This window comes from Streptomyces sp. NPDC048288 (assembly GCF_043201555.1).
Classification (GTDB): domain Bacteria; phylum Actinomycetota; class Actinomycetes; order Streptomycetales; family Streptomycetaceae; genus Streptomyces.
Window position 1 is genome coordinate 356,345 of record NZ_JBICZD010000008.1, and the last position, 19,659, is coordinate 376,003.

Annotated in this window: 21 protein-coding genes and 7 tRNA genes; 19 read left to right on the top strand and 9 right to left on the bottom strand. The window is 70.6% G+C overall.

All coding sequences use genetic code 11. From position 1 onward, the window contains the following. The first annotated feature begins 319 nt into the window (after nucleotides 1–319). Nucleotides 320–1,246 carry a phosphotransferase family protein gene (locus tag ACGFZS_RS29215; RefSeq protein WP_393797617.1) on the top strand — a complete coding sequence of 309 codons (927 nt, stop codon included), beginning with the start codon at nucleotides 320–322 and terminating at the stop codon, nucleotides 1,244–1,246. Between the two features lie 143 nt (nucleotides 1,247–1,389). Continuing rightward, complete coding sequence (locus ACGFZS_RS29220; protein ID WP_355711015.1) at nucleotides 1,390–1,677, top strand: zf-TFIIB domain-containing protein; 288 nt, start codon at nucleotides 1,390–1,392, stop codon at nucleotides 1,675–1,677. Nucleotides 1,678–1,731: 54 nt separating this feature from the next. Here ACGFZS_RS29220 and ACGFZS_RS29225 read toward each other — a convergent pair. The 5 genes from ACGFZS_RS29225 to ACGFZS_RS29245 form a co-directional block, all read right to left on the bottom strand. Then, nucleotides 1,732–1,803 (bottom strand) — tRNA-Val (locus tag ACGFZS_RS29225). A gap of 34 nt (nucleotides 1,804–1,837) precedes the next feature. Further along, a tRNA-Val gene (locus tag ACGFZS_RS29230) sits at nucleotides 1,838–1,909 on the bottom strand. Between the two features lie 35 nt (nucleotides 1,910–1,944). Further along, nucleotides 1,945–2,016 (bottom strand) — tRNA-Val (locus tag ACGFZS_RS29235). 1 nt (nucleotide 2,017) lies between these two features. After that, nucleotides 2,018–2,091: transfer RNA gene (locus tag ACGFZS_RS29240), tRNA-Cys, on the bottom strand. Nucleotides 2,092–2,129: 38 nt separating this feature from the next. Next, nucleotides 2,130–2,202 (bottom strand) — tRNA-Gly (locus ACGFZS_RS29245). A 178-nt stretch (nucleotides 2,203–2,380) separates the two neighbouring features. On the opposite strand from ACGFZS_RS29245, the gene ACGFZS_RS29250 reads away from it, so the two are divergent. Genes ACGFZS_RS29250 through ACGFZS_RS29260 form a run of 3 tightly spaced genes read left to right on the top strand, consistent with a single transcriptional unit; the run spans nucleotide 2,381 to nucleotide 5,130 of the window. Further along, nucleotides 2,381–3,433 (top strand): chorismate-binding protein, encoded by a 1,053-nt coding sequence (locus ACGFZS_RS29250; RefSeq protein ID WP_393797618.1) that lies wholly within the window; start codon nucleotides 2,381–2,383, stop codon nucleotides 3,431–3,433. Then, entirely contained in the window at nucleotides 3,430–4,251 is an 822-nt protein-coding gene (locus ACGFZS_RS29255; protein ID WP_393797619.1) for an aminotransferase class IV, read from the top strand. The genes ACGFZS_RS29250 and ACGFZS_RS29255 overlap by 4 nt, the downstream gene beginning before the upstream one ends. Before the next feature lie 54 nt (nucleotides 4,252–4,305). After that, entirely contained in the window at nucleotides 4,306–5,130 is an 825-nt protein-coding gene (locus tag ACGFZS_RS29260) for a GNAT family N-acetyltransferase (protein ID WP_393797620.1), read from the top strand. Between the two features lie 216 nt (nucleotides 5,131–5,346). Here ACGFZS_RS29260 and ACGFZS_RS29265 read toward each other — a convergent pair whose 3' ends face one another. Next, nucleotides 5,347–5,874, bottom strand: coding sequence for a DsbA family protein (locus tag ACGFZS_RS29265; RefSeq protein ID WP_393797621.1), 528 nt, complete (start codon nucleotides 5,872–5,874; stop codon nucleotides 5,347–5,349). A gap of 245 nt (nucleotides 5,875–6,119) precedes the next feature. Between ACGFZS_RS29265 and ACGFZS_RS29270 the strand changes: the two genes are divergently transcribed. Both ACGFZS_RS29270 and ACGFZS_RS29275 read left to right on the top strand, forming a co-directional pair. Then, nucleotides 6,120–6,566, top strand: a complete 447-nt coding sequence (locus tag ACGFZS_RS29270) for a hypothetical protein (RefSeq protein WP_393797622.1) — start codon at nucleotides 6,120–6,122, stop codon at nucleotides 6,564–6,566. A gap of 165 nt (nucleotides 6,567–6,731) precedes the next feature. Next, nucleotides 6,732–6,884 carry a hypothetical protein gene (locus tag ACGFZS_RS29275; RefSeq protein WP_365685222.1) on the top strand — a complete coding sequence of 51 codons (153 nt, stop codon included), beginning with the start codon at nucleotides 6,732–6,734 and terminating at the stop codon, nucleotides 6,882–6,884. Between the two features lie 56 nt (nucleotides 6,885–6,940). Here ACGFZS_RS29275 and ACGFZS_RS29280 read toward each other — a convergent pair whose 3' ends face one another. Beyond that, nucleotides 6,941–7,501, bottom strand: a complete 561-nt coding sequence (locus ACGFZS_RS29280) for a CGNR zinc finger domain-containing protein (protein ID WP_393797623.1) — start codon at nucleotides 7,499–7,501, stop codon at nucleotides 6,941–6,943. A 270-nt stretch (nucleotides 7,502–7,771) separates the two neighbouring features. Then, on the bottom strand, nucleotides 7,772–8,185 hold the full coding sequence (locus tag ACGFZS_RS29285; RefSeq protein WP_004002642.1) for an SsgA family sporulation/cell division regulator: 414 nt from the start codon (nucleotides 8,183–8,185) through the stop codon (nucleotides 7,772–7,774). Nucleotides 8,186–8,376: 191 nt separating this feature from the next. Here ACGFZS_RS29285 and ACGFZS_RS29290 point away from each other — a divergent pair, with 191 nt between their 5' ends. The 10 genes from ACGFZS_RS29290 (at nucleotide 8,377) to ACGFZS_RS29335 (ending at nucleotide 16,874) form a co-directional block, all read left to right on the top strand. Further along, nucleotides 8,377–8,841: a TIGR02611 family protein gene (locus ACGFZS_RS29290; RefSeq protein WP_393797624.1), complete on the top strand. Its 465-nt coding sequence runs from the start codon at nucleotides 8,377–8,379 to the stop codon at nucleotides 8,839–8,841. Nucleotides 8,842–8,916: 75 nt separating this feature from the next. Next, nucleotides 8,917–8,988 (top strand) — tRNA-Val (locus ACGFZS_RS29295). Between the two features lie 260 nt (nucleotides 8,989–9,248). Then, nucleotides 9,249–9,389, top strand: coding sequence for a hypothetical protein (locus tag ACGFZS_RS29300; RefSeq protein WP_393797625.1), 141 nt, complete (start codon nucleotides 9,249–9,251; stop codon nucleotides 9,387–9,389). 242 nt (nucleotides 9,390–9,631) lie between these two features. After that, nucleotides 9,632–10,918 carry an ABC transporter substrate-binding protein gene (locus ACGFZS_RS29305; protein WP_393797626.1) on the top strand — a complete coding sequence of 429 codons (1,287 nt, stop codon included), beginning with the start codon at nucleotides 9,632–9,634 and terminating at the stop codon, nucleotides 10,916–10,918. An 8-nt stretch (nucleotides 10,919–10,926) separates the two neighbouring features. After that, complete coding sequence (locus tag ACGFZS_RS29310; RefSeq protein ID WP_393797627.1) at nucleotides 10,927–11,895, top strand: carbohydrate ABC transporter permease; 969 nt, start codon at nucleotides 10,927–10,929, stop codon at nucleotides 11,893–11,895. Continuing rightward, nucleotides 11,892–12,764 (top strand): carbohydrate ABC transporter permease, encoded by an 873-nt coding sequence (locus tag ACGFZS_RS29315; protein ID WP_393797628.1) that lies wholly within the window; start codon nucleotides 11,892–11,894, stop codon nucleotides 12,762–12,764. Before ACGFZS_RS29310 ends, ACGFZS_RS29315 begins: the two co-directional genes overlap by 4 nt. Before the next feature lie 4 nt (nucleotides 12,765–12,768). After that, the gene (locus tag ACGFZS_RS29320) at nucleotides 12,769–13,356 is read left to right on the top strand and encodes a hypothetical protein (protein ID WP_365685211.1); all 588 of its coding nucleotides are present in this window, start codon (nucleotides 12,769–12,771) and stop codon (nucleotides 13,354–13,356) included. A 97-nt stretch (nucleotides 13,357–13,453) separates the two neighbouring features. Next, entirely contained in the window at nucleotides 13,454–16,192 is a 2,739-nt protein-coding gene (locus ACGFZS_RS29325) for a Tat pathway signal sequence domain protein (RefSeq protein ID WP_393797629.1), read from the top strand. 121 nt (nucleotides 16,193–16,313) lie between these two features. Further along, nucleotides 16,314–16,760 (top strand): SRPBCC family protein, encoded by a 447-nt coding sequence (locus ACGFZS_RS29330; protein WP_393797630.1) that lies wholly within the window; start codon nucleotides 16,314–16,316, stop codon nucleotides 16,758–16,760. A 39-nt stretch (nucleotides 16,761–16,799) separates the two neighbouring features. After that, nucleotides 16,800–16,874: transfer RNA gene (locus ACGFZS_RS29335), tRNA-Val, on the top strand. Between the two features lie 49 nt (nucleotides 16,875–16,923). Here the strand turns inward: ACGFZS_RS29335 and ACGFZS_RS29340 are convergent. Next, entirely contained in the window at nucleotides 16,924–17,649 is a 726-nt protein-coding gene (locus ACGFZS_RS29340) for a 3'-5' exonuclease (RefSeq protein WP_393797631.1), read from the bottom strand. 169 nt (nucleotides 17,650–17,818) lie between these two features. Here ACGFZS_RS29340 and ACGFZS_RS29345 point away from each other — a divergent pair, with 169 nt between their 5' ends. Both ACGFZS_RS29345 and ACGFZS_RS29350 read left to right on the top strand, forming a co-directional pair. Further along, nucleotides 17,819–18,385 (top strand): DUF4365 domain-containing protein, encoded by a 567-nt coding sequence (locus ACGFZS_RS29345; protein ID WP_355711031.1) that lies wholly within the window; start codon nucleotides 17,819–17,821, stop codon nucleotides 18,383–18,385. Next, complete coding sequence (locus tag ACGFZS_RS29350) at nucleotides 18,382–19,617, top strand: hypothetical protein (RefSeq protein ID WP_359222704.1); 1,236 nt, start codon at nucleotides 18,382–18,384, stop codon at nucleotides 19,615–19,617. Before ACGFZS_RS29345 ends, ACGFZS_RS29350 begins: the two co-directional genes overlap by 4 nt. Nucleotides 19,618–19,659: the final 42 nt, after the last annotated feature.

Below are 19,659 nucleotides of genomic sequence, written 5' to 3' on the forward strand. Positions count from 1 at the left end.
AGCGGTCCGGGCGGGGACATCCACCCATGAAACCCCGTGGGGACGGGGGTGCGGCGGACGGCACAAATGCCGGCGCAGCTGGGGAGCTGCGCCGGCATTGCTTTTTGCGTGCGCGGGCTCCAGCCGTGTCTCACGTAGCTGCGGGCATGCGTGCCGCTAGGGGTGGCACGGGTGGGCGCATCGGCACCCTGCCAGCGCCGGTAAGCGCCCCCTCGCCCCCAGCCCCCGCCCCGGGTCACGACCCCCACGTACGCTCACCTCACCACCGCAGCGCACCTCGCCACCGCACCGCACCGCACCCCCGCACCCCCGAGGCCCCGTGACGACCGCAGACGTACTCCCTCAACTGACCGCCAAGATCAGGGCCGCCGCCCACCCCGACCCGGCGGCCCCCTGTGCCTGCGGCACCACCACCCTCGCCGACCGCCCCGACACCACGGTCCTGCGCCACGCGGAAACCGTCGCCAAGGCCCACGCCCCCGGCACCGACCCCGCCGCCCTCGCCCTCCGTCTCGCCACCGCCTCCGTCCTCCCCGACGTCTTCCTCGCCCCGCTCGCGCAAACCCCGGCCGCCCTGCCCGGTGCCCGCCCGGTCACCCTCTGGCCGTACGGCGCTCCGATCGACCCGGAGGGCGACCCGGCCGAGGCCCCCTGGGAAGCCGCCGCCACCCTCCTCGCCCGTCTCCACCGCACCCCGCCCCCTCCCGGCACACCCGCCATGCGCGGCCCCGCCAAGGCCGCCCACGCGATGGCCCGGCTGCGCGAGACGCTGGCCGCCTCGCCCCCGCATCCCGCTGCCCCGCCCGTCCTCCGCGCCTGGTCCGCCCTGCCCGGCTGGGCCCGCGCCGAGGCTCCGATGCCCGGTGCCCCCGCCCTCTGCCACGGCGATCTGCACCTCGGCCAGCTGGTCCGGCACCCGGCGCCCGACGGACCCTGGCGGCTGATCGACGTCGACGACCTCGGCGTCGGTGTCCCCGCCTGGGACCTCGCCCGTCCCGCCTCCTGGTACGCGTGCGGCCTGCTGCCGCCCGAGGACTGGACCCGCTTCCTCGCCGCCTACCGCGCGGCCGGCGGCCCGGCCGTACCGGAGGACGGCGACCCCTGGCCCGCCCTGGACGTCCCGGCCCGTGCCCTCACCGTCCAGACGTCCGCCCGCTATCTCGCGAAGGCGATCGCGGCGGACCGCCCGCTGGACGAGGTCGAGCAGTCCCTGATCGACGCGTGTGCCCGTATGGCGTCGGAATGATCCCGCAATGCTCCTGAATGACCTTGGTCCCCGCCCGGTTGACCCTCGATTTCCCGAAGTAGGGTGCAACCGACCGGGTACGGACGGAGTCTGTCCTGGGAGAACCGCGAAGAAGTTTTGACCGGCGAGGAGTTGAGCCGACCATGCAGTGTCCGAAGTGTCATGCGCCGATGCACACCTACAACCGCAGTGGCGTCCAGATCGAGCAGTGCAGCGGCTGCCGGGGCATCTTCCTCGACTACGGCGAGTTGGAGGCGCTGACCCAGATGGAGGCCCAGTGGGCGAAGCCCGTCCCGCCGGCCCCGCAGGCCTACCCGGCGCCGCCCGCGCCGGCCTGGGGCGCCCCGCACCACGGCGGTCACCACGGCGGGCACGGTCACCACGGCGGTCACCACAACAAGAGCTGGGCCCACATGCTCTTCTCCAGCTGAGCACCGCATGAAGAAGCCCCGGCCGTTCGAGACGGCCGGGGCTTCTTCATCGTGTGGACGATACTGGGATTGAACCAGTGACCTCTTCCGTGTCAGGGAAGCGCTCTCCCGCTGAGCTAATCGTCCTCGGGACCATGATCCGGAGATCATGTGCACTGCGTGCGCGATACTGGGATTGAACCAGTGACCTCTTCCGTGTCAGGGAAGCGCTCTCCCGCTGAGCTAATCGCGCTGGGTCGGATGCTCGATCGTCAGACCAAGATCCAGTGGACGATACTGGGATTGAACCAGTGACCTCTTCCGTGTCAGGGAAGCGCTCTCCCGCTGAGCTAATCGTCCTTGGAGGTGGAGACGGGATTTGAACCCGTGTAGACGGCTTTGCAGGCCGTTGCCTCGCCTCTCGGCCACTCCACCAGGAGTGTAGGGGATCGGGAAGACCCCTGTTTCCTTCGAGCGGACGACGAGGCTCGAACTCGCGACCTCAACCTTGGCAAGGTTGCGCTCTACCAACTGAGCTACGTCCGCCTGTCGTTTCGGTCCGCTCTCGCGTCCCGGCGACGTGTTGAACTCTAGCGGATTCCCCGGCCAGCACAAAAACGCGTTTACGCAGCGTGCTGCGCCGGACCCGGCCGACTACCTGGCCGGGGCCCCCTCGGCGACATGCCCGGGCCACTCCCAGGACACCCGCCATAGACTCGACGACGTGCTCCGTCTCCCTCCCCTCGCCCGGTTCGGCGACCAGGTCGCCACCGGTCTCCTCGACGTCACCGGCGATCCCGCGGCCCTCGACTCCACCGGGTTCTGGGCCGTGTGCGCGGACTTCGAGGGCCGGCTGACCTGTGCCCGCTTCGCCGACGTGCGGCAGGAGCCGGTGCCCGCGCCGGTGCCGGGGCAGTGGCACGGCCCGGCGGCCGGTGACTGGGCGTCGTCCCTGGACCGGGCCGCGTACCGGGCGGCCGTGGACCGGATCCGGGCGCACATCGCGGCCGGCGAGGTCTACCAGGCCAACCTCTGCCGGGTGCTGTCCGCACCGGTCGCCCCGGACGCCGACGTGGACGCCCTGACCGCGCTGCTGGCCCGCGGCAACCCGGCGCCGTACGCCGGAACGATTCGCCTGCCCGGACACGGCGTGGAGATAGCGACCGCCTCGCCCGAACTCTTCCTGCGCCGGACGGGACGGACCGTCGAGAGCGGGCCCATCAAGGGCACCGGCCGGACCGAGGCGGACCTGCTGGAGAAGGACTACGCCGAGAACGTGATGATCGTGGACCTGGTCCGCAACGACATCGGGCAGGTCTGCGCCACCGGCACGGTGACCGTCCCCGACCTGTGCGCGGTGGAGAAGCACCCGGGGCTCGTCCATCTGGTCTCCACGGTCCGCGGCGAGCTGCGCGCGGACGCCGGCTGGCCCGAGCTGCTCGCCGCCGCCTTCCCGCCGGGCTCGGTCACCGGCGCGCCGAAGTCCAGCGCGCTGCGGATCATCGAGGCCCTGGAGACCGCGCCGCGCGGCCCGTACTGCGGCGGCATCGGCTGGGTAGACGCGGACCGGGGTGTCGGCGAGCTGGCCGTGGGGATCCGTACCTTCTGGATCGACCGGACCGCCGAGGACGCCGCCATGCTCCGGTTCGGCACCGGCGCCGGGATCACCTGGGGTTCCGACCCGGAGGGTGAATGGCGGGAGACCGAGCTGAAGGCCGCCCGGCTGCTCGCGGTAGCGTCGGGTACGTACGACGTGAACGAAGGGGGCCTCGGGTGAGGATCTGGCTGGACGGCGAGCTGCGGGACGCCGAGTCCGCGCGTGTCTCCGTCTTCGACCACGGGCTGACCGTGGGGGACGGCATCTTCGAGACGGTGAAGGCGACGGACGGCGAGCCGTTCGCGCTCACCCGCCATCTCGACCGGCTGACCCGCTCGGCGCGGGGCCTCGGCCTGCCCGACCCCGACCACGACGAGGTGCGCCGGGCCTGCGCGGCGGTCCTCGCCGCCAACCCGATGCCGCTGGGCCGGCTGCGCATCACCTACACCGGCGGCCACGGGCCCCTCGGCTCCGACCGCGGCGACCGCGGGCCCACCCTGGTGGTCGCCCTCGGCGAGACCGGCCGCCGTGCCGACTCCACCGCCGTGATCACGGTCCCCTGGACCCGCAACGAGCGGAGCGCCCTCACCGGCCTGAAGACCACCTCGTACGCCGAGAACGTCGTCGCCCTGGCCCGCGCGAACCGGCACGGCGCCTCCGAGGCCCTGTTCGCCAACACGGTCGGGCAGCTCTGCGAGGGCACCGGCTCCAACGTCTTCGTCGTCCTCGACGGCGAGATCCACACCCCGCCGGTCGCCTCCGGCTGCCTGGCCGGCATCACCCGCGCCCTGGCCGTCGAGTGGACCGGAGCCAGGGAGACCGACCTTCCGCTGGACGTCCTGGAGCGGGCCGACGAGATCTTCCTCACCTCCACCCTGCGCGACATCCAGGCCGTGCACCGCGTCGACGACCGTGAACTCCCCGGCGCCCCGGGCCCGGTGACCGCCAAGGCGATGCGCATCTTCGACGAGCGGTCGGGCGAGGACCTGGACCCGTAGGGGTTGCCGGAAAATGGGCTGCTGTGCGGCCTCTCCACGGGTAGAACACCCCTGATGACCACGACCCTGCGGCCGACCGAGCCGCTCCAGCACGGCGCCGACGGGGCGCTGTCCCGGCGCTTCCAGGTATGCGTGAACAGCCGGCCCGTCGGCACCCTCCACCTCGGCACCTCGCCGAACCTCGGCGCCCGGGTGGCCCGCATCGTCGACCTGAGCGTCGAGGAGCCCGACCGCCGCCGGGGCCGGGGCACGGTGGCCGCGCTCGCCGCCGAGGAGGTGGCGCGCGGCTGGGGCTGCCGGCAGATCGAGGCACATGTGTCCGCCGCCGCGGAGCCGGCCCTGCACCTCGTGCGGGCGCTCGGCTACGTCCTGCGCAACCGCGGTATGGAGAAGCAGCTCGGCCGGACCCCGCACGCGCTGCCGGCGGGCAGCGAGGGCCGCGACATGACCGAGGCCGAGTTCGAGGCGTGGCTCGCCCACGAGTCCGAGCACTACGCGCGCGTGTGGATCGGGTACGGCGTGCCCGAGGCCGAGGCCTTCGAGAACTCCCGGATCGGCCACGAGAAACTGCTGCCCCAAGGGCTCGCCACGGACGGCATGCGGTTCAGCGTCCTCGAACACGAGGGAACCCGCGTCGGCGTCCTGTGGGTGGCCTTCCGGGACAGCGGCGCGTGGGTGTACGACGTCGAGGCCGACGCCGCCCACCGTGGCCAGGGGCACGGCCGCACCCTCATGCTGCTGGCCGAGAACCAGGTGATCACCTCCGGCGGCAGCACCCTCGGCCTCAACGTCTTCGCCGGCAACACCCCGGCCGAGCGGCTCTACGACTCGCTGGGGTACGTCACCATGTCGCACTCCTTCTACAAGAACCTGACCTGACCACCAGGACTTGAGCCGACTGCGAGGACCTGCGCCGACTGCGAGGAGTGGAGCCGGCTAAGAGGATCTGGGCCGGCTAAGAGGAGCTTGAGTCGGTTGCGAGGACTCGGGCCGGCTACTGGGACCTGAGCCGACTGGGAGGACTTGAGCCGACTGCGAGGATCCGGGTCGGCTACGAGGCCCTGCGCCGACCGCGAGGTCTGATCCGAGTTCCGGTCAGGCCTGCTCGGCCAGCAGCCGGTCCGTGATCTCCTCGACGCGCTCCCGCAGGCCCTGCTGGCTCTTGCCGCCGTCGAGGCGCTCGCCGCCGATGACATAGGTCGGGGTGCCGGTCACGCCGATGGCCTTGCCCTCGGCCTGGTCGGCGTCGACGATCAGGATGTGTCGGCCGTCGATCAGCGCGGTGTCGAACTCCTCGGCGTCCAGGCCGAGTTCACGGGCGACCTCGACCAGGAACGGCTCGCCCCGGCGGTCCAGCTCCTCGACCCGGCCGAGGACCGCCTCGACGTACTCCCAGCCCTTCCCCTGCTCCAGCGCCTCCTCGGCGGCCTGCGCGGCGGCGAACGCGTGCTTGTGCTTCTCCAGCGGGAAGTGGCGCAGCCGCAGCTCCAGCCGGTCGCCGTACCGGGCCCGCAGGGCGCGGACGTCGTCCAGGGCGCTGCGGCAGTCGGGGCACTGGAGTTCGCACCAGACGTCCAGGACGGGGGCGCCGGGGGCGCCGGGGGCGGGGGAGGAGTCGTTCATGAACGCCAGTCTTCCAGGCCGGGCTCCGGCCACCCAATCGAGACGGTGGGCCGCGGCCCACGGCTGATGAGGCGAGGGCTCGTACCTGGGGTGGAGACGACCCGGAGCGGACCCCGAGATCGCCCTGATTGTCGGGCCTGGGCATGGATCGCACGGGCCGGGCGGTGCACGATGGAAGGGGCGAAGCACCACACGTGCCGCGCCCGAGGCACCGCATGCCCGACCCAGCCCGCCAGGAGGACCGGATGATCGCCGAGACAATCTGTTCCGCCGTGTCCGCGGCCGGCCTGGGCATCGCCGTGGTCACCGCCTACCGCAAGCGGTATCTGGCGGCCGCCCGTATCGCCGCCTACTCGCTCGTGCCCGTCGGCCTGGTCATGACCGGAGTCGTCGGCTGGCTCGCCGACACCGCCTTCAGCCCCACCGCCTGGGCGGGCTTCGGTGTGCTCGGCGTGGCCTGGGCCCTGTTCTCCACCACTCGTGCCGTGGAGCGCCGGCGCGGCGGCACCCGTGCCGAGCGCAAGGCGGCCGCCCGGGGTGCGCAGCGTGACGCCGTCGCCCCCACCGCCTCGGCCCCCTCGCTGAGCCCTGCCACCCGTCCGGCGGCCAAGCCCGCGGCGGCGCCCCGGAGCGGCACCTCGGGCGACGACTTCAGCGACATCGAGGCCATCCTCAAGAAGCACGGCATATGACATTCACATAAGGCATTGAAACGACACAGTGCGCCCGCGGCACGCACGCAACCGTTCACAGGGCGGGCGGAACCGAAACGGACATCACGGAATTCGGCGAACTCCCGCCCATTGCGGGCGTGTTGATCGCGCGGCGGGTGTCTTCTAGGTCATCATCGCCGCGAGATGCTGGACACGAAACAGAGCGAGGCCGCGTCGCCGAAGGACGAGCCGCGCGGGTGCCTCTTCGCCCTTTCCCAGCCACCGCTGATGATCTTCCTTGCGGTGATCGGGTGTCTGCTCCTCATGGCTGCGCTGCACGACCTGCTGTGGCTGTGAGCCGTACCCGCCCGTCCCGGCGCCATCCGCCGGGGCAGGCGTCGGCATCCAGCCGATCAGCCCGCCGCCTCCTTGCGGCGCGCCCGGTACGCGGCGACGTGCAGGCGGTTTCCGCAGGTCCGGCTGTCGCAGTAGCGGCGCGAACGGTTGCGGGAGAGATCGACGAAGGCGCGCCGGCAGTCCGGGGCCTCACAGCGCCGCAGCCGCTCCTGCTCCCCGGCGACGACGAAGAACGCGAGCGCCATCCCGCAGTCGGCGGCGAGATGGTCGGCGACCGAGGCGCCGGGTGCGAAGTAGTGCACATGCCAGTCGTAGCCGTCGTGGTCCGTGAGCTGGGGTGTGGTGCCGGCGGCCGCGACCAGCTCGTTGATCATCCCGGCCGCGGCCCGCGCGTCCGGGGCGGCGAAGACCGCCGCGAACCGTCCGCGGATCTTGCGCACCGCCGACAGGTCGAACTCCGACAGCACGCCGACATCGCTCATGTCGTGGCTTCGTACGAAATTCTGGAGGGCCGGGACATCGAGCAGCCCGTCCACCGCCGTGTCGTCCTCCGGCGCGGTGTTCACCAGATCCACCACAGCGTCGAGGGAACACCGGGTGTCGTGGGTGATCAGCACGTTTCGCTCCCTGGCCTGGGGGTCGGGCGGGCGCCCGCCGATGGTGGCCGATGGTAGCGACATACGGAGGCCCCGCACCGTGCCCTGCCCCACTGATGGCTGTCCCGTAGAACGGCCGGGGCCCGGCGGAGGTTCCCCGGGGCACACGGACACACCGGCGCCGCCCCGTGACCGAACACGGTGGCGGCGCCGGTGCTGCCGTATGCGGTTGTCTAGGCCCGAGCCGTCTCCCCGAGTGGACGGCGCCGGGCGGCTTTCAGGGGCGGCGGCCTAGCTCTCCGCCAGAATGTGCGAGAGCTCCTGATCGAGATCGAAGTGCCGGTGTTCCGTGCCGGGCGGCACGGCGGCGTCTGTTCGCTTCAGGAAGGACTCCAGGGCCCGCGCCGGGGCCTCGAGCAGAGCTTCCCCCTCCGGGGAGCTCAGGGCGATGCACACGACGCCCTGACCGTGGCTGCGGGACGGCCAGACGCGGACGTCGCCGGTGCCGGTGGGGCGGTGCAGCCCCTCGGCGAGGAGGTCGCGGGCGAACACCCACTCGACGGTCTCCTCGGCTCCGGTGTGGAAGGTGGCGTGCACGGCGTAGGGGTCGGCCGTGTCGTACCGCAGGCCTGCGGGGACAGGCAGGGAGGACTCGCTCGACACAACGAGGCGCAGGTGCAGCTCGCAGCTGACCGTGGTGTTCATAAGCGCCAGGGCCTTTCGCTCAGTGTGCGCTCGGGGATTCGCACGTCGGCGAAATCGACATGCCACCTACGGTGCCGTTGTAAACCCCTCTGAGTGTTTTGCGTGTGTTTACGTAACTCTTCCGGCCGAGAAGCTGAGCATGATCTACGACCATTCCGGTGACCGGAATCGCTCAGGTAGGGTTTGGTCGTATGAATACGGGGAGTAACGAACCGGGCGAGGTCGCCGTGGCCTCGGACGGGAACGAGGCGGACGGGACGACGGTGGACGGGGCACGCGACGAGCGGGGGCTCGGTTCGAGGGCGCCCGGCTTCGTCAAGGCGCGCCGGGTGCTGCACCTGAGCTGGCAGGTCGGGGTCTTCGCGGTCGGCCTCGCGGTCGTCGCCGTGGGCATCGTCCTGCTGCCGTTGCCCGGCCCGGGCTGGGTGGTCATCTTCGGCGGCATGGCGATCTGGGCGACCGAGTTCGTCTGGGCGCAGCTGGTGCTCCGCTGGACGAAGCGCAAGGTCACGGAGGCGGCCCAGAAGGCGCTCGACCCCAAGGTGCGCCGCCGCAACATCACGCTGACGACGGTCGGCCTGGTGATCGTGGCCGGCCTGGCCGGGGTCTATCTGTCCAGGTTCGGCGTCGTGATGCCATGGAAGATCGAGGAGTGACCCGGCCGTCGGTCGCGGGCCCCGGCGACTGGTCGGGGGCACCCCCTGACATGGGGTAATGTTCTTCCTGCGTCCGGGCGATTAGCTCAGTGGAAGAGCGCTTCGTTCACACCGAAGAGGTCACTGGTTCGAACCCAGTATCGCCCACCCGGAGCTACGGCCCACCTGCGAGACAGCAGGTGGGCCGCAGTCGTTTCCGGGGTCGGGGTAGTGAGGTCGCCGGACACGGTCCGTGGTCGAGGGGCGGCTGCCGTCGGAGGGCGCGGTCGATCTTCGGGACGGGCCGCGCGGGCGGGGTGCACCGGCTGTGGTGGTCGGAGGTGTCCGTCTCCCGTCCGCTCCGGGGCCGTCGGGATCACCGGCGCAGGCCCGCACCCGTCCCCGGGGCGAGCCGACGGATCCTCGTCGTGACGAGCCGATGGATCTTCGCCGCGGTCGTGGATCCGTGCGGTCTGCCGGAACCCCTCGGCCGCCCCGCAGCGGATCTTCGCCGCCCCCTCGCCGTCGGCCCGCCCCGGCGTGAACCGCTCGCCGAGGCCAAGCCGTAACCCCGGCGCCGGTCCGGCCGCCTGACGTTCGGTCACCCGACCGCGCGGCCCTCACCTGCGACGTCACCGGCCTCCCGGCCGCCGCGCCGGTGCGGCGCCACCCCGCTCGGCCGCCCCCGTCCACAAGAAAATCCTGTCCGAATCATTGACGCCTCACCGGGCCCTCCGTAACTTGTGCCAGCAAGCGCTTACTTGAAACGATTCATGCAGGCGGCGGCGACGCTGCGGGGAGGGGCCCGACTGTGGGAACCAGCAGGAATGTGGAGCGGCGGACCATCCTGAAGGCGGCCGGCGTCTCGGCGGCCGCGCTCGGTCTGGGAGCGACGACCGCGTGCGGTGGCGGCAGTGGCTCCGGGGACGGCACGGTGACGATCCGTTACTCGTGGTGGGGTGCCGACGAACGCGCCAAGAAGATCAACCAGACCATCAAGCTCTTCGAGAAGAAGTACCCGAAGATCAAGGTGAAGACGGACTTCCAGGACTACCAATCGTTCTGGGAGAAGTTCCAGACGCAGGCCGCGGGCGGAAATCCCCCGGACGTTTTCCAGAATGCTGTCGGATTTCTTCGGAAGTACGACAAGAGAGGAATTCTGCTCGACCTCAACTCCCAGGTAAAGGCGGGCAACCTGAGCCTGGATCACTTCCGGGCGGGCGTCACCAAGGTCGGCGAGGTCGACGGCAAGCAGCTCGGTGTCCCGGTCGGTTCGAACACCATGGCGCTGGTCATCGACAAGAAGGTGTTCGAGAAGGCGGGCGTGGACCCGCAGACCGGCTGGACCTGGGACGAGTACTTCAAGGCCCTGAAGACCATCCACGACAAGACGAAGATCGCGGGTGACACGGGCTACTTCTCCATCATGTACCTGTACGACCTGTACCTCCGCCAGAACGGCAAGGCCTTCTTCACCAAGGAAGGGCTCGGTTTCGACCAGGCCGACCTGACGGAGTGGTGGCAGGACGGCTACAGCAGGGTCAAGGCGGGCATCGTCACCGACCCGAAGATCGTGGCCCAGGACTCTCCCAAGTCCTCCCTCTCCTCCGGCCACGCGGCCTCCGAGTTCACCTGGGACAACTTCACCGTCCGCTACTCGGCGGAGGGCACCAGCACCTACGGTCTCGGCCCGATCCCCACCACCGACGGCAAGAACACCGGCCAGTACCTGGCCTCCCTGATGCTGAGCGCCTCCGCCCGCACCGCGCACCCCAAGGAGGTCGCCCAGTTCATCGACTTCATGGTCCACGACCCCGAGGTCGGCACGATCATGGGCTATGACCGGGGCATCCTCGCCAGCACCGAGCAGTACGCGGCGTTCAAGCCGACCGACGCGGTCAGCAAGGAGATCGCGCAGTACGAGGACGACACCGCCAAGGCCGGTGTCCTCGGCACGATCACCCCGCACCCCTCCGGCGCCGACACCATCGAAGCCGCCTTCCTGCGCATCGGCGGCGACATGTCCCAGGGCAAGACCAAGGTCTCCGACGCGGTGAAGCAGTTCTTCTCCGAGTCCGAGGCCGCCTTCCAGGCCTGACCAGTCCGATGGGAACCGCCGTGACGCTCGTCAAGGACACCGCTCCCGCCGCCCGCAGGGCACACCCCGCCGCCCCCGCCACAGCGCGGCGGCGGGGCCGCCGGGAGAACCTCGCCGGCTACCTCTTCATGTCCCCGTGGATCGCGGGCTTCCTCCTGCTGACCGCGGGCCCCATGGTGGCCTCGCTGTACTTCGCCTTCACCGACTACAACCTCTTCAACACCCCGAAGTGGGTCGGCCTCGACAACTTCACCCGGATGTTCGACGACCCGCGGTGGCAGAAGTCGGTCGAGGTCACCGCGAAGTACGTGATCATCGGCACCCCGATCAAGCTGCTGCTCGCCCTCGGTGTCGCCCTGCTGCTCGCCCAGAACCGCCGCGGCCAGGCCTTCTACCGGGCCGCCTTCTACGCGCCGTCGCTGATCGGCGCGAGCGTCTCGGTCGGGTTCGTCTGGCGGTCGCTCTTCTCCGACGGCGCCGTCGTGGACCGTACCCAGTCCTTCCTCGGCTTCCATGTCGGCGGCTGGGTCGGCAACCCCGACTGGATCCTCTACTGCCTGGTCGCCCTGACGGCGTGGCAGTTCGGCGCCCCCATGGTCATCTTCCTCGCCGGACTCAAGCAGGTCCCCAAGGAGCTCTACGAGGCCGCCGAGATGGACGGGGCCGGGCCGTTCCGGAAGTTCTGGAACATCACCCTGCCGATGATCTCCCCGGTGCTCTTCTTCAACGTGCTCCTGGAGACCATCCACTCCTTCCAGATCTTCGGCTCGGCGTATGTCGTCTCCAACACCCAGTGCGGTCCGGCCGACGCCACGCTCGTCTACACCTGTTACCTCTACCAGCAGGGCTTCAAGAACGCGCAGATGGGCTTCGCCGCCGCGATGGCCTGGATGCTGCTGCTCGCGGTGGCCCTGGTGACGGCCGTCCTCTTCTGGTCCCAGAAGAAGTGGGTGCACTACGAGGAGGACGCCCGATGAGCGCGACCACCAGCAAACCGTCCCTGCTGAGCCGCCGCCGGAGCGGTTCCCTGGGCTGGCACCTCGGCGCCCTGCTGATCCTCGCCGTCATCCTCTACCCGGTCGTCTGGGTCCTCGGGGCGTCCTTCAAGCCCAGCAAGGACATCATCAACAGCCTCACGCTGTTCCCGTCCCACCCGATCCTGGACAACTTCAAGGGGCTCGCCGACGGCATCGCGGACGTCTCGATCTGGACCTTCTTCCAGAACTCCCTGTTCTACGCCGGCGGAGCCGTCGTCGGCGTGCTCGTCTCCTGCTCGCTCACCGCCTACGCCTTCGCCCGCATCCGGTTCGCCGGCCGCAACCTGCTCTTCTCCCTGATGATCGGCACGCTGCTGCTGCCGTACCACGTGCTGCTGATCCCGCAGTACGTGATGTTCCAGAAGCTGGGCTGGATCAACACCTACGTCCCGCTGCTGATCGGCAAGTACCTCGCCACCGAGGCCTTCTTCGTCTTCCTGATGGTGCAGTTCATGCGGAACCTGCCCAGGGAACTCGACGAGGCTGCCCGGCTCGACGGCTGCGGGCACTTCCGTATCTACTGGTCGATCGTGCTGCCGCTGTGCCGGCCCGCCCTCATCACCAGCGCGATCTTCACCTTCATCAACGCCTGGAACGACTTCATGGGCCCGCTGATCTACCTCAACGAACCCGGCAAGTACACGGTCTCCCTGGGCCTGATGATGTTCCGCGACTCCGACGGCGTGGCCGCCAACTACGGCGGCATGATCGCCATGTCCCTGGTCGCGCTGCTGCCCGTGCTGCTGTTCTTCCTCGCCTTCCAGCGCTATCTGATCGACGGAATGGCGACCTCCGGACTGAAGGGCTGAGGCCATGGCCGACGACGCGCGAGTGAAGCCGACGCCCCTCTCGGACCGGTTCGGCGTCTTCGCCGAGTCCCTGCTCACCGGGGTGTGGATCGCCGTCGCCTCCCTGGGGGTCGTCACCTACCCGGCAGCCTTCGCCGCCGGTGCCCGGCATCTGCGCCGCCGCACCGGTCAGGTGGGCGGTGGCTGGCGGGAGTTCGTGAGCGACTTCCGGGCCGCGCTGCCCGGCGGCGCGCTCGTCGGGCTCGCCGGCTGGGGCGCGGTCGCGGTCGCCTGGGTGGACGTCCAGGCGGTGCGCGCCGGGCTGCCCGGCGGGCCGCTCGTGGGGGCCGTCGGCCTGTTCGCGGTGATCGGCCTCGCGGTCGCGGGGCTGCGCGCGGCGGCCGTCTGGGCGCCCGGCGACCGCTGGCGCACCCTGCTCGCGGCGGCCGGCCGCCGTACCGTCCTCGACCCCGGCGGATCGTTCCTGCTCGTCGGGGGAGCGGTCCTCGTGATCTGTTCAGCCCTGCTCGTCGCGCCGCTGGCGGTCCCCGTGCTCGGTGCCGTCGCGGCGGCGGCCGTCGCCGTGGAGGAGCGCCACCGGCGCCGTCACTGACGGGCCCCGCACCAGGGGCGGCGCCCGGTCGGCGCCGCACCTCCATCTGTCATGCCCCTGACCACCCTTGCGTGTGCACGGAAAGGAAAGGCGGACTATGTCTCCCATCCCTCGCAGGTCCCTCCTCAAGGCGGCCGCGGTCGCCGGTGCCGCCGCCCAGTTCAGCTGGGCGCTCGGGGCGAAGGACGCGCAGGCCGCGCCCAGAACCGAGGCCGCCGACGCGGACCCGGTGACCCTGGACTGGCTGGAGGACGGCGGCCTCGGCGCCGCGCCCGGCTCGACCGTCGGCGTGCCCTGGCCGATGGGCGCGTTCCAGGAGGACCAGACCTTCGCGCTGACGGACGCGGACGGCAAGGACGTGCCCGTCCAGTCCTGGCCGATCGCCTACTGGCCGGACGGCTCCCTCAAGTGGACCGCCCACGCGGTGAGTTCGGGGAGCGGAAAGCTCACCCTCGCGGCGGGCGACGCGGCCGCGCCGGACAAGAAGGTCACCGTCGACAGGAGCGGCGGGACCATCGACGTGTCGACCGGCGTGATCGCGGTGAAGATCGGCAAGAACGGCTCCACGCTGATCAAGTCCGTCACCCGGGGCTCCACCGAGATCGCCACGAACGGGCGGCTGGTCCTCGTCCGCCAGCCCGAGGTCGAGGACGAGGACCAGGGCACGGTCAAGACCGAGCGCTTCGACGGCGCGATCGACTCCGTCACCGTCGAACAGGACGGCCCGGTCCGCGCGGTCGTCCGTATCGACGGCAAGCACCGCAAGGGCAGCCGGAGCTGGCTGCCGTTCTCGATCCGTCTCTACTTCTACGCGGGCGCCGATTCCTTCCGCATGGTCCACACGATCACCTACGACGGCACCCAGGAGCCGGGCAAGGCCAGCGGCGACTTCATCCGCGGGCTCGGTGTCCGCTTCAGCGTGCCGATGCGCGACGAGGCCTACGACCGGCACATCCGGATCGGAGGCGAGGGGACCGGCCTGCTGCGGGAGGCCGTCCAGGGCATCACCGGGCTGCGCCGCGACCCGGGCGCGGCGGTCCAGGCGGCCCAGTACGCGGGCCAGAAGCTGCCCGACCCGGCCACCTGGGACCAGCGCGTCACCACCCGCCTCCAGTACATCCCGCACTGGGGCGACTACACCCTCTCCCAGCTCTCCGCCGACGGCTTCACCCTGCGCAAGCGCACCAGGAAGGGGTACGGCTGGATCGCGGCCGGCGGCGGCAGGCGCGCGTCCGGATTCGGGTACGTGGGCGGCGCGAGCGGCGGATTCTCCTTCGGGCTCAGGGACTTCTGGGAGAAGTTCCCGGCCCAGCTCGACATCCGCGACGCCCACACCGACGCGGCCGAGGTCACCCTCTGGCTCTGGTCGCCCGAGGCCCAGCCGATGGACCTGCGCTTCTACCACGACGGCATGGGCCAGGACACCTACGCCGAACAGCTCGAAGGCCTCAACATCACCTACGAGGACTACGAACCGGAGTTCGGCACCCCCTACGGCATCGCCCGCACCTCGGAACTCCTCTTCTGGGCCAACGAGTCGACGCCGACCCCGGAGGCACTCGCCGACCAGGTCGAAGCGGTCCGGGTCCTGCCGCAACTCACCGCCCCGCCCGCGCAGTTGATCAAGTCCAAGGTCTTCGGCCCGGGCCTGTACTCCGAGCCCGACCGCTCCACCGCCGCCAAGGCGAAGATCGAGGACCACCTCGACTTCCTCTTCACCTACTACAAGGACCAGGTGGAGCAGCGCCGTTGGTACGGCTTCTGGGACTACGGCGACTTCATGCACACCTACGACACCGTGCGCCACCAGTGGCGGTACGACGTCGGCGGCTACGCCTGGGACAACTCCGAGCTCTCGCCCGACCTGTGGCTCTGGTACGCGTACCTTCGAAGCGGCCGTTCGGACATCTTCCGGTTCGCCGAGGCGCTCACCCGGCACACCGGCGAGGTGGACGTCTACCACATCGGCCAGTGGGCGGGCCTCGGCACCCGGCACGGCGTCCAGCACTTCGCGGACAGCGCCAAGCAGCAGCGCATCTCCAACACCACCTACCGCCGCTTCTACTACTTTCTCACCGCCGACGAGCGCGTCGGCGACCTCATGGCCGCCAACGTCGACTCCGACGAGACGTTCCTCGTCCTCGACCCGCTGCGCAAGGTCCGCACCGACCCCTACACCCCCGACCGGCACGCCCTGTCCATCGGCTTCGGCACCGACTGGAGCGGCCTGGTCTCGGCCTGGCTCACCGAGTGGGAACGCAAGGGCCCCAAGTGGGAGAAGGCCAAGGCGCGCGTCCTGTCCACCATGGAGGGCATCGCCGCCCAGCCCAACGGTTTCGTCCAGGGCAGCGGCCTCTACGACCTCGACACCGGCAAGTTCGCCACCGCCGCCACCCCGGTCGTCTCGGTCTCCCACCTCTCGGCGGTCTTCGGCCTCAACGAACTCTGCGCCGAGCTGATCCACCTCGTCGACATGCCGAAGTTCAACGAGGTCTACTTCGACTACTGCCGCTACTTCAACGCCACCAAGGCCGAACAGGCGGCACGCTACGGCTCCAACTTCGGCACCCTGCTGCTCTTCCAGGGCCACTCGCGGCTCGACGCGTACGCCGCCGTACAGACCGGCGACGAGACGCTGGCCAAGCGCGCGTGGACGAAGTTCTACAGCTCCGACGGGTACCTGGAGTCCTCGCCGTGGAAGACCGAGTCGCTCTCCGGGCCGGTCACCCTCGTCGCGGGCAGCGAGGCGAGCTGGGTGTCCTCGAACGACACCGCGCTGTACGGCCTCGCGGCCATCGAGAACCTGGCGCTGCTCGGCGACAAGATGCCGTCGTAGCAGGTGAGAGGGGGAGCGCCGTCGCACGGGCGGCGGCGCTCGTACGGTGAGTGTGGTCCAGGTCACTCCGTAGGGGCATGAGTACGCGTACTCAGATCGCCTGCCCGGGCAGACTCCGCCCATGGACTGGACCCACTACCGCTTTCTCAGCCTGTGGCAGCTGCCCTACGGGGTCGCGGCCGTCTACCGGGCACTCGAACGCGTCGAGGACTATCCGGACTGGTGGCCCCAGGTGCGTTCGGTGAGCCGGCTGAACGACACCACGGGCGTCATCACCATCCGCTCGGTCCTGCCGTACGACATGACCTTCACCGCCCGCGAGACCCGACGCGATCCCGAGGCCGGCCTGCTGGAGATCGCCATGACCGGGGACATCGAGGGCTGGGCCCGCTGGACGGTCGCCGCCGACGCCACCGGCACGCTCGCCCGTTACGACCAGGTCGTCGACGTCAACAAGCCGCTGTTGCGGCGACTGGCCGTGCCCGGACGGCCCTTCTTCCGCGCCAACCACCGGCTGATGATGTGCGCCGGGCGGCGCGGACTGCTCGGGCACCTGCAAGCGGTTTGAACGAAACGCGCCGGTCCCTGTATTGTTCACTCCGGTCCCGGGCGATTAGCTCAGTGGAAGAGCGCTTCGTTCACACCGAAGAGGTCACTGGTTCGAACCCAGTATCGCCCACCACCGGGAAGGCCGGTCTGCCTACGCAGACCGGCCTTTTTCGTGCGGACTGTCACGCGGCCGTCGGCAGGTCCGGGCGGAGTGGCCAGTCCTGGTTCACTGTTTCCGGTGTGCCGCTGCGGTTGAACCATGCCTGGAGGCCGCGGGCCTGCGCCGCGTGCCAGGTCGTCTGCAGGGTGTGCAGTTCGGCGGGGGACAGGCGCTCCAGGCGGGCGGCGAAACGGCGGCCCAGGGCCCGTACGACCTCCAGGGACGCGAGCGCGTCGGCGCCCGCGTCGTGCGCGCCCTCGAGGGTGACCTCGTAGTGTGCGCACAGGTCGGTCAGGGTGCGGCGGCCCTTGCGGTAGCGGTCCAGATGCTTGTCCAGGACCCGGGGGTCGAGGACGAGCAGGGGGCTCGCCTCGAACCAGCGGTCCAGCGAGGACGCCCGATGCCGGCGCAACTCGCGGTCCAGCAGGGTCAGATCGAACGGCGCGTTCATCACCACCAGCGGGCGGTGCATCGCCGCGTGCTCGGCCAGTTCCTCGGCTATCTCATGCATCACCGGCGCCGGCCAACGGCCGTTGCGCTGGAGGTGCTCGTCCGTCAGCCCGTGCACCGCCGTCGCCGCTTCCGGCACCGGCACACCCGGGTTGACCAGCCAGCGGGTCACCCGGGGTCGGGTGCCCGGGGCGTCCTGGACGACGACCGCGGCGGACACGATGCGGTCGGTCTCCACGTCCACGCCCGTGGTCTCCGTGTCGAAGGCCGCCAGGGGCCCCTCGTACCAGCACGTCATGCCAATACAACTCCTCGTTCACCCACGGCAGATGACGTACCGTCTTCTGCCCGTTTGGTGATACCCGGGCCGTTTGCGACGTACGCCGGAAGGACACAACAGGAGTGCGGGTCTTTGCAGTTCAGCGGCCCGCCACGGGGAAACTCTTTGGCTGGGAAGGCTGTTGGTCATGGCGATAGCGCAGCCCGAGCGGGGCGGGCTGCTGCCCGAACGCACGGGCCCCCATCGCGGCACGCTCGCGACCACCGCCTGCATGGAGACACTGCAGGTGGGCTATCTGCATGCCGTCGCGGCGGCGGCCGGCTGCTCGCTGTCGCAGCCGTTTCCGGACAACGGCATCGACTGGCACGTCAGTCATGGCTCGCCCGGGCACACCGTCGACGACGAGGTGACCATCAAGGTGCAGCTCAAGTGCACGTACCAGATCGCACCCAACCCGCCGGGGCGTTTCTTCTCCTTCACGCTGGACAACGACCACCTGCGCAAGCTCGCCCGCACACCGGTGTCGGTGCACAAGATCCTGGTGGTGATGCTGGTACCGCGCTCCCAGGACGACTGGCTGCGCGCCAGCCACGACCGGCTCGATCTGCGCCACTGCTGCTACTGGGTCAACCTGGCAGGGCAGCCGATCACCGGCCGGCACCGGACCACCGTGCGGATTCCGACTTCGCGCATCTTCGACGACCGGGCGCTCTGCGAGATCATGACGCGGGTCGGGACGGGAGGCAGGCCATGAGGCACCGTCCGTACGAGGAGCAGCTGCGGGAGGTTCGCCCGCATCCCGACGATCTCCACGGGCCGCACTGGAACCATCCCCCCGAGCCCGCCGAGGTCGACCCGGTCGTGCTCGGCGCCCTGCTGCGCCGGCACGGCTGGCAGCGGCGCGGGGGAGCACCGGGCCGGTACGGCCGCTGGACCCCACCCGGGCCGGGCAACACCGGCACCAGCCTGCTGGTACCCGAGAGCCGCGCCTTCCCGGACAGTGACGACCTGCTCGGGGAGGCGCTCACCGCTCTCGTGCGCAGCGGCACGCCCGCCGCCCGTGAGGTGCTCGTCGGGCTCGCCGTGCCCAGCGACGAGATCCGCTGGTGGCGGGATGTCCCGAGCGGCCCGGCGGACGCCGCGTCCTGGACGGCCGAGGAGCAGTTGCGCACCGCCGCCCGGCAGACCCTGCTGGCCGGCGCGCTCGCCACCCGCGCGCGGGCCGGCTACTACGGCGCCCGGCACAAGCGCGCCGCCGCCGCGCTGCTCGACTCCGTCCTCGTCGGCTCGGCGGAGGGCGGGCGCGGACTGACCGCCTTCGTGCCCGTCGGCACCGGCCGGCCGCTCGCCGTACGCCTCCACCAGGCGCTGTACGCGGCCCGCGAGGCCATCGACTACCAGCGGGCCACCGGCGGCATGGACGCCTTCGACGGGGCGGTCGAGGCCGGTGTCAGCCGCGAGCTGACCGACGCCCTCGTCACGCTCGTACGCGGCACCGAAGGCGCCCGTATCTCCGTGGAGTGGGCGCCCGGCGCCGGGGTCCCCGACGACTGCGCGTCGGCCGCCGAACCCGTCGAGTTCTCGCCCGGCGACCTGCCCGTGCTGCGCGAGGCGAGCGCCCGCTACCTGCGCGACGAACCCTCGGTGGCCGTCCGCGTCACCGGCACCGTGGTCCGGATGCGCCGCTCCGAACCGCGCGGCGAGGGTGCGGTACGGCTGCGGGTGCTGGCCGGGGCCGACGTGCCCTACGTCCGGGTCACCCTCGACGAGGAGGACTACCGGATCGCCGGACAGGCGCACATCGTCGGACTCCCGGTGCGGGTGCACGGGCGGCTGGAGAGCCGCGGCGGCTTCCGTCGGCTGTCCGGCGCCTCCGGGGTCGTACCGGTGCAGGTGGAGGAGGCGGAGCGGGACCGGCTGATGAAGTCGCTCCAGGAGAACCTCGACTTCTTCGAGGAGGCGTGCAGCGGCGACGACTGCGACTGAGGGCCGACTGTCGGTAACCGTTTCGCAGTCGGTGGGGCCGGG

Coding starts and splice junctions, on each gene's coding strand:
- ACGFZS_RS29220 (WP_355711015.1), top strand. CDS start 1,390: ATGCAGTGTCCGAAGTGTCATGCGCCGATGCACACCTACAACCGCAGT.
- ACGFZS_RS29260 (WP_393797620.1), top strand. CDS start 4,306: ATGACCACGACCCTGCGGCCGACCGAGCCGCTCCAGCACGGCGCCGAC.
- ACGFZS_RS29265 (WP_393797621.1), bottom strand. CDS start 5,874: ATGAACGACTCCTCCCCCGCCCCCGGCGCCCCCGGCGCCCCCGTCCTG.
- ACGFZS_RS29270 (WP_393797622.1), top strand. CDS start 6,120: ATGATCGCCGAGACAATCTGTTCCGCCGTGTCCGCGGCCGGCCTGGGC.
- ACGFZS_RS29275 (WP_365685222.1), top strand. CDS start 6,732: ATGCTGGACACGAAACAGAGCGAGGCCGCGTCGCCGAAGGACGAGCCG.
- ACGFZS_RS29285 (WP_004002642.1), bottom strand. CDS start 8,185: ATGAACACCACGGTCAGCTGCGAGCTGCACCTGCGCCTCGTTGTGTCG.
- ACGFZS_RS29290 (WP_393797624.1), top strand. CDS start 8,377: ATGAATACGGGGAGTAACGAACCGGGCGAGGTCGCCGTGGCCTCGGAC.
- ACGFZS_RS29310 (WP_393797627.1), top strand. CDS start 10,927: ATGGGAACCGCCGTGACGCTCGTCAAGGACACCGCTCCCGCCGCCCGC.
- ACGFZS_RS29315 (WP_393797628.1), top strand. CDS start 11,892: ATGAGCGCGACCACCAGCAAACCGTCCCTGCTGAGCCGCCGCCGGAGC.
- ACGFZS_RS29320 (WP_365685211.1), top strand. CDS start 12,769: ATGGCCGACGACGCGCGAGTGAAGCCGACGCCCCTCTCGGACCGGTTC.
- ACGFZS_RS29325 (WP_393797629.1), top strand. CDS start 13,454: ATGTCTCCCATCCCTCGCAGGTCCCTCCTCAAGGCGGCCGCGGTCGCC.
- ACGFZS_RS29330 (WP_393797630.1), top strand. CDS start 16,314: ATGGACTGGACCCACTACCGCTTTCTCAGCCTGTGGCAGCTGCCCTAC.
- ACGFZS_RS29340 (WP_393797631.1), bottom strand. CDS start 17,649: ATGACGTGCTGGTACGAGGGGCCCCTGGCGGCCTTCGACACGGAGACC.
- ACGFZS_RS29345 (WP_355711031.1), top strand. CDS start 17,819: ATGGCGATAGCGCAGCCCGAGCGGGGCGGGCTGCTGCCCGAACGCACG.
- ACGFZS_RS29350 (WP_359222704.1), top strand. CDS start 18,382: ATGAGGCACCGTCCGTACGAGGAGCAGCTGCGGGAGGTTCGCCCGCAT.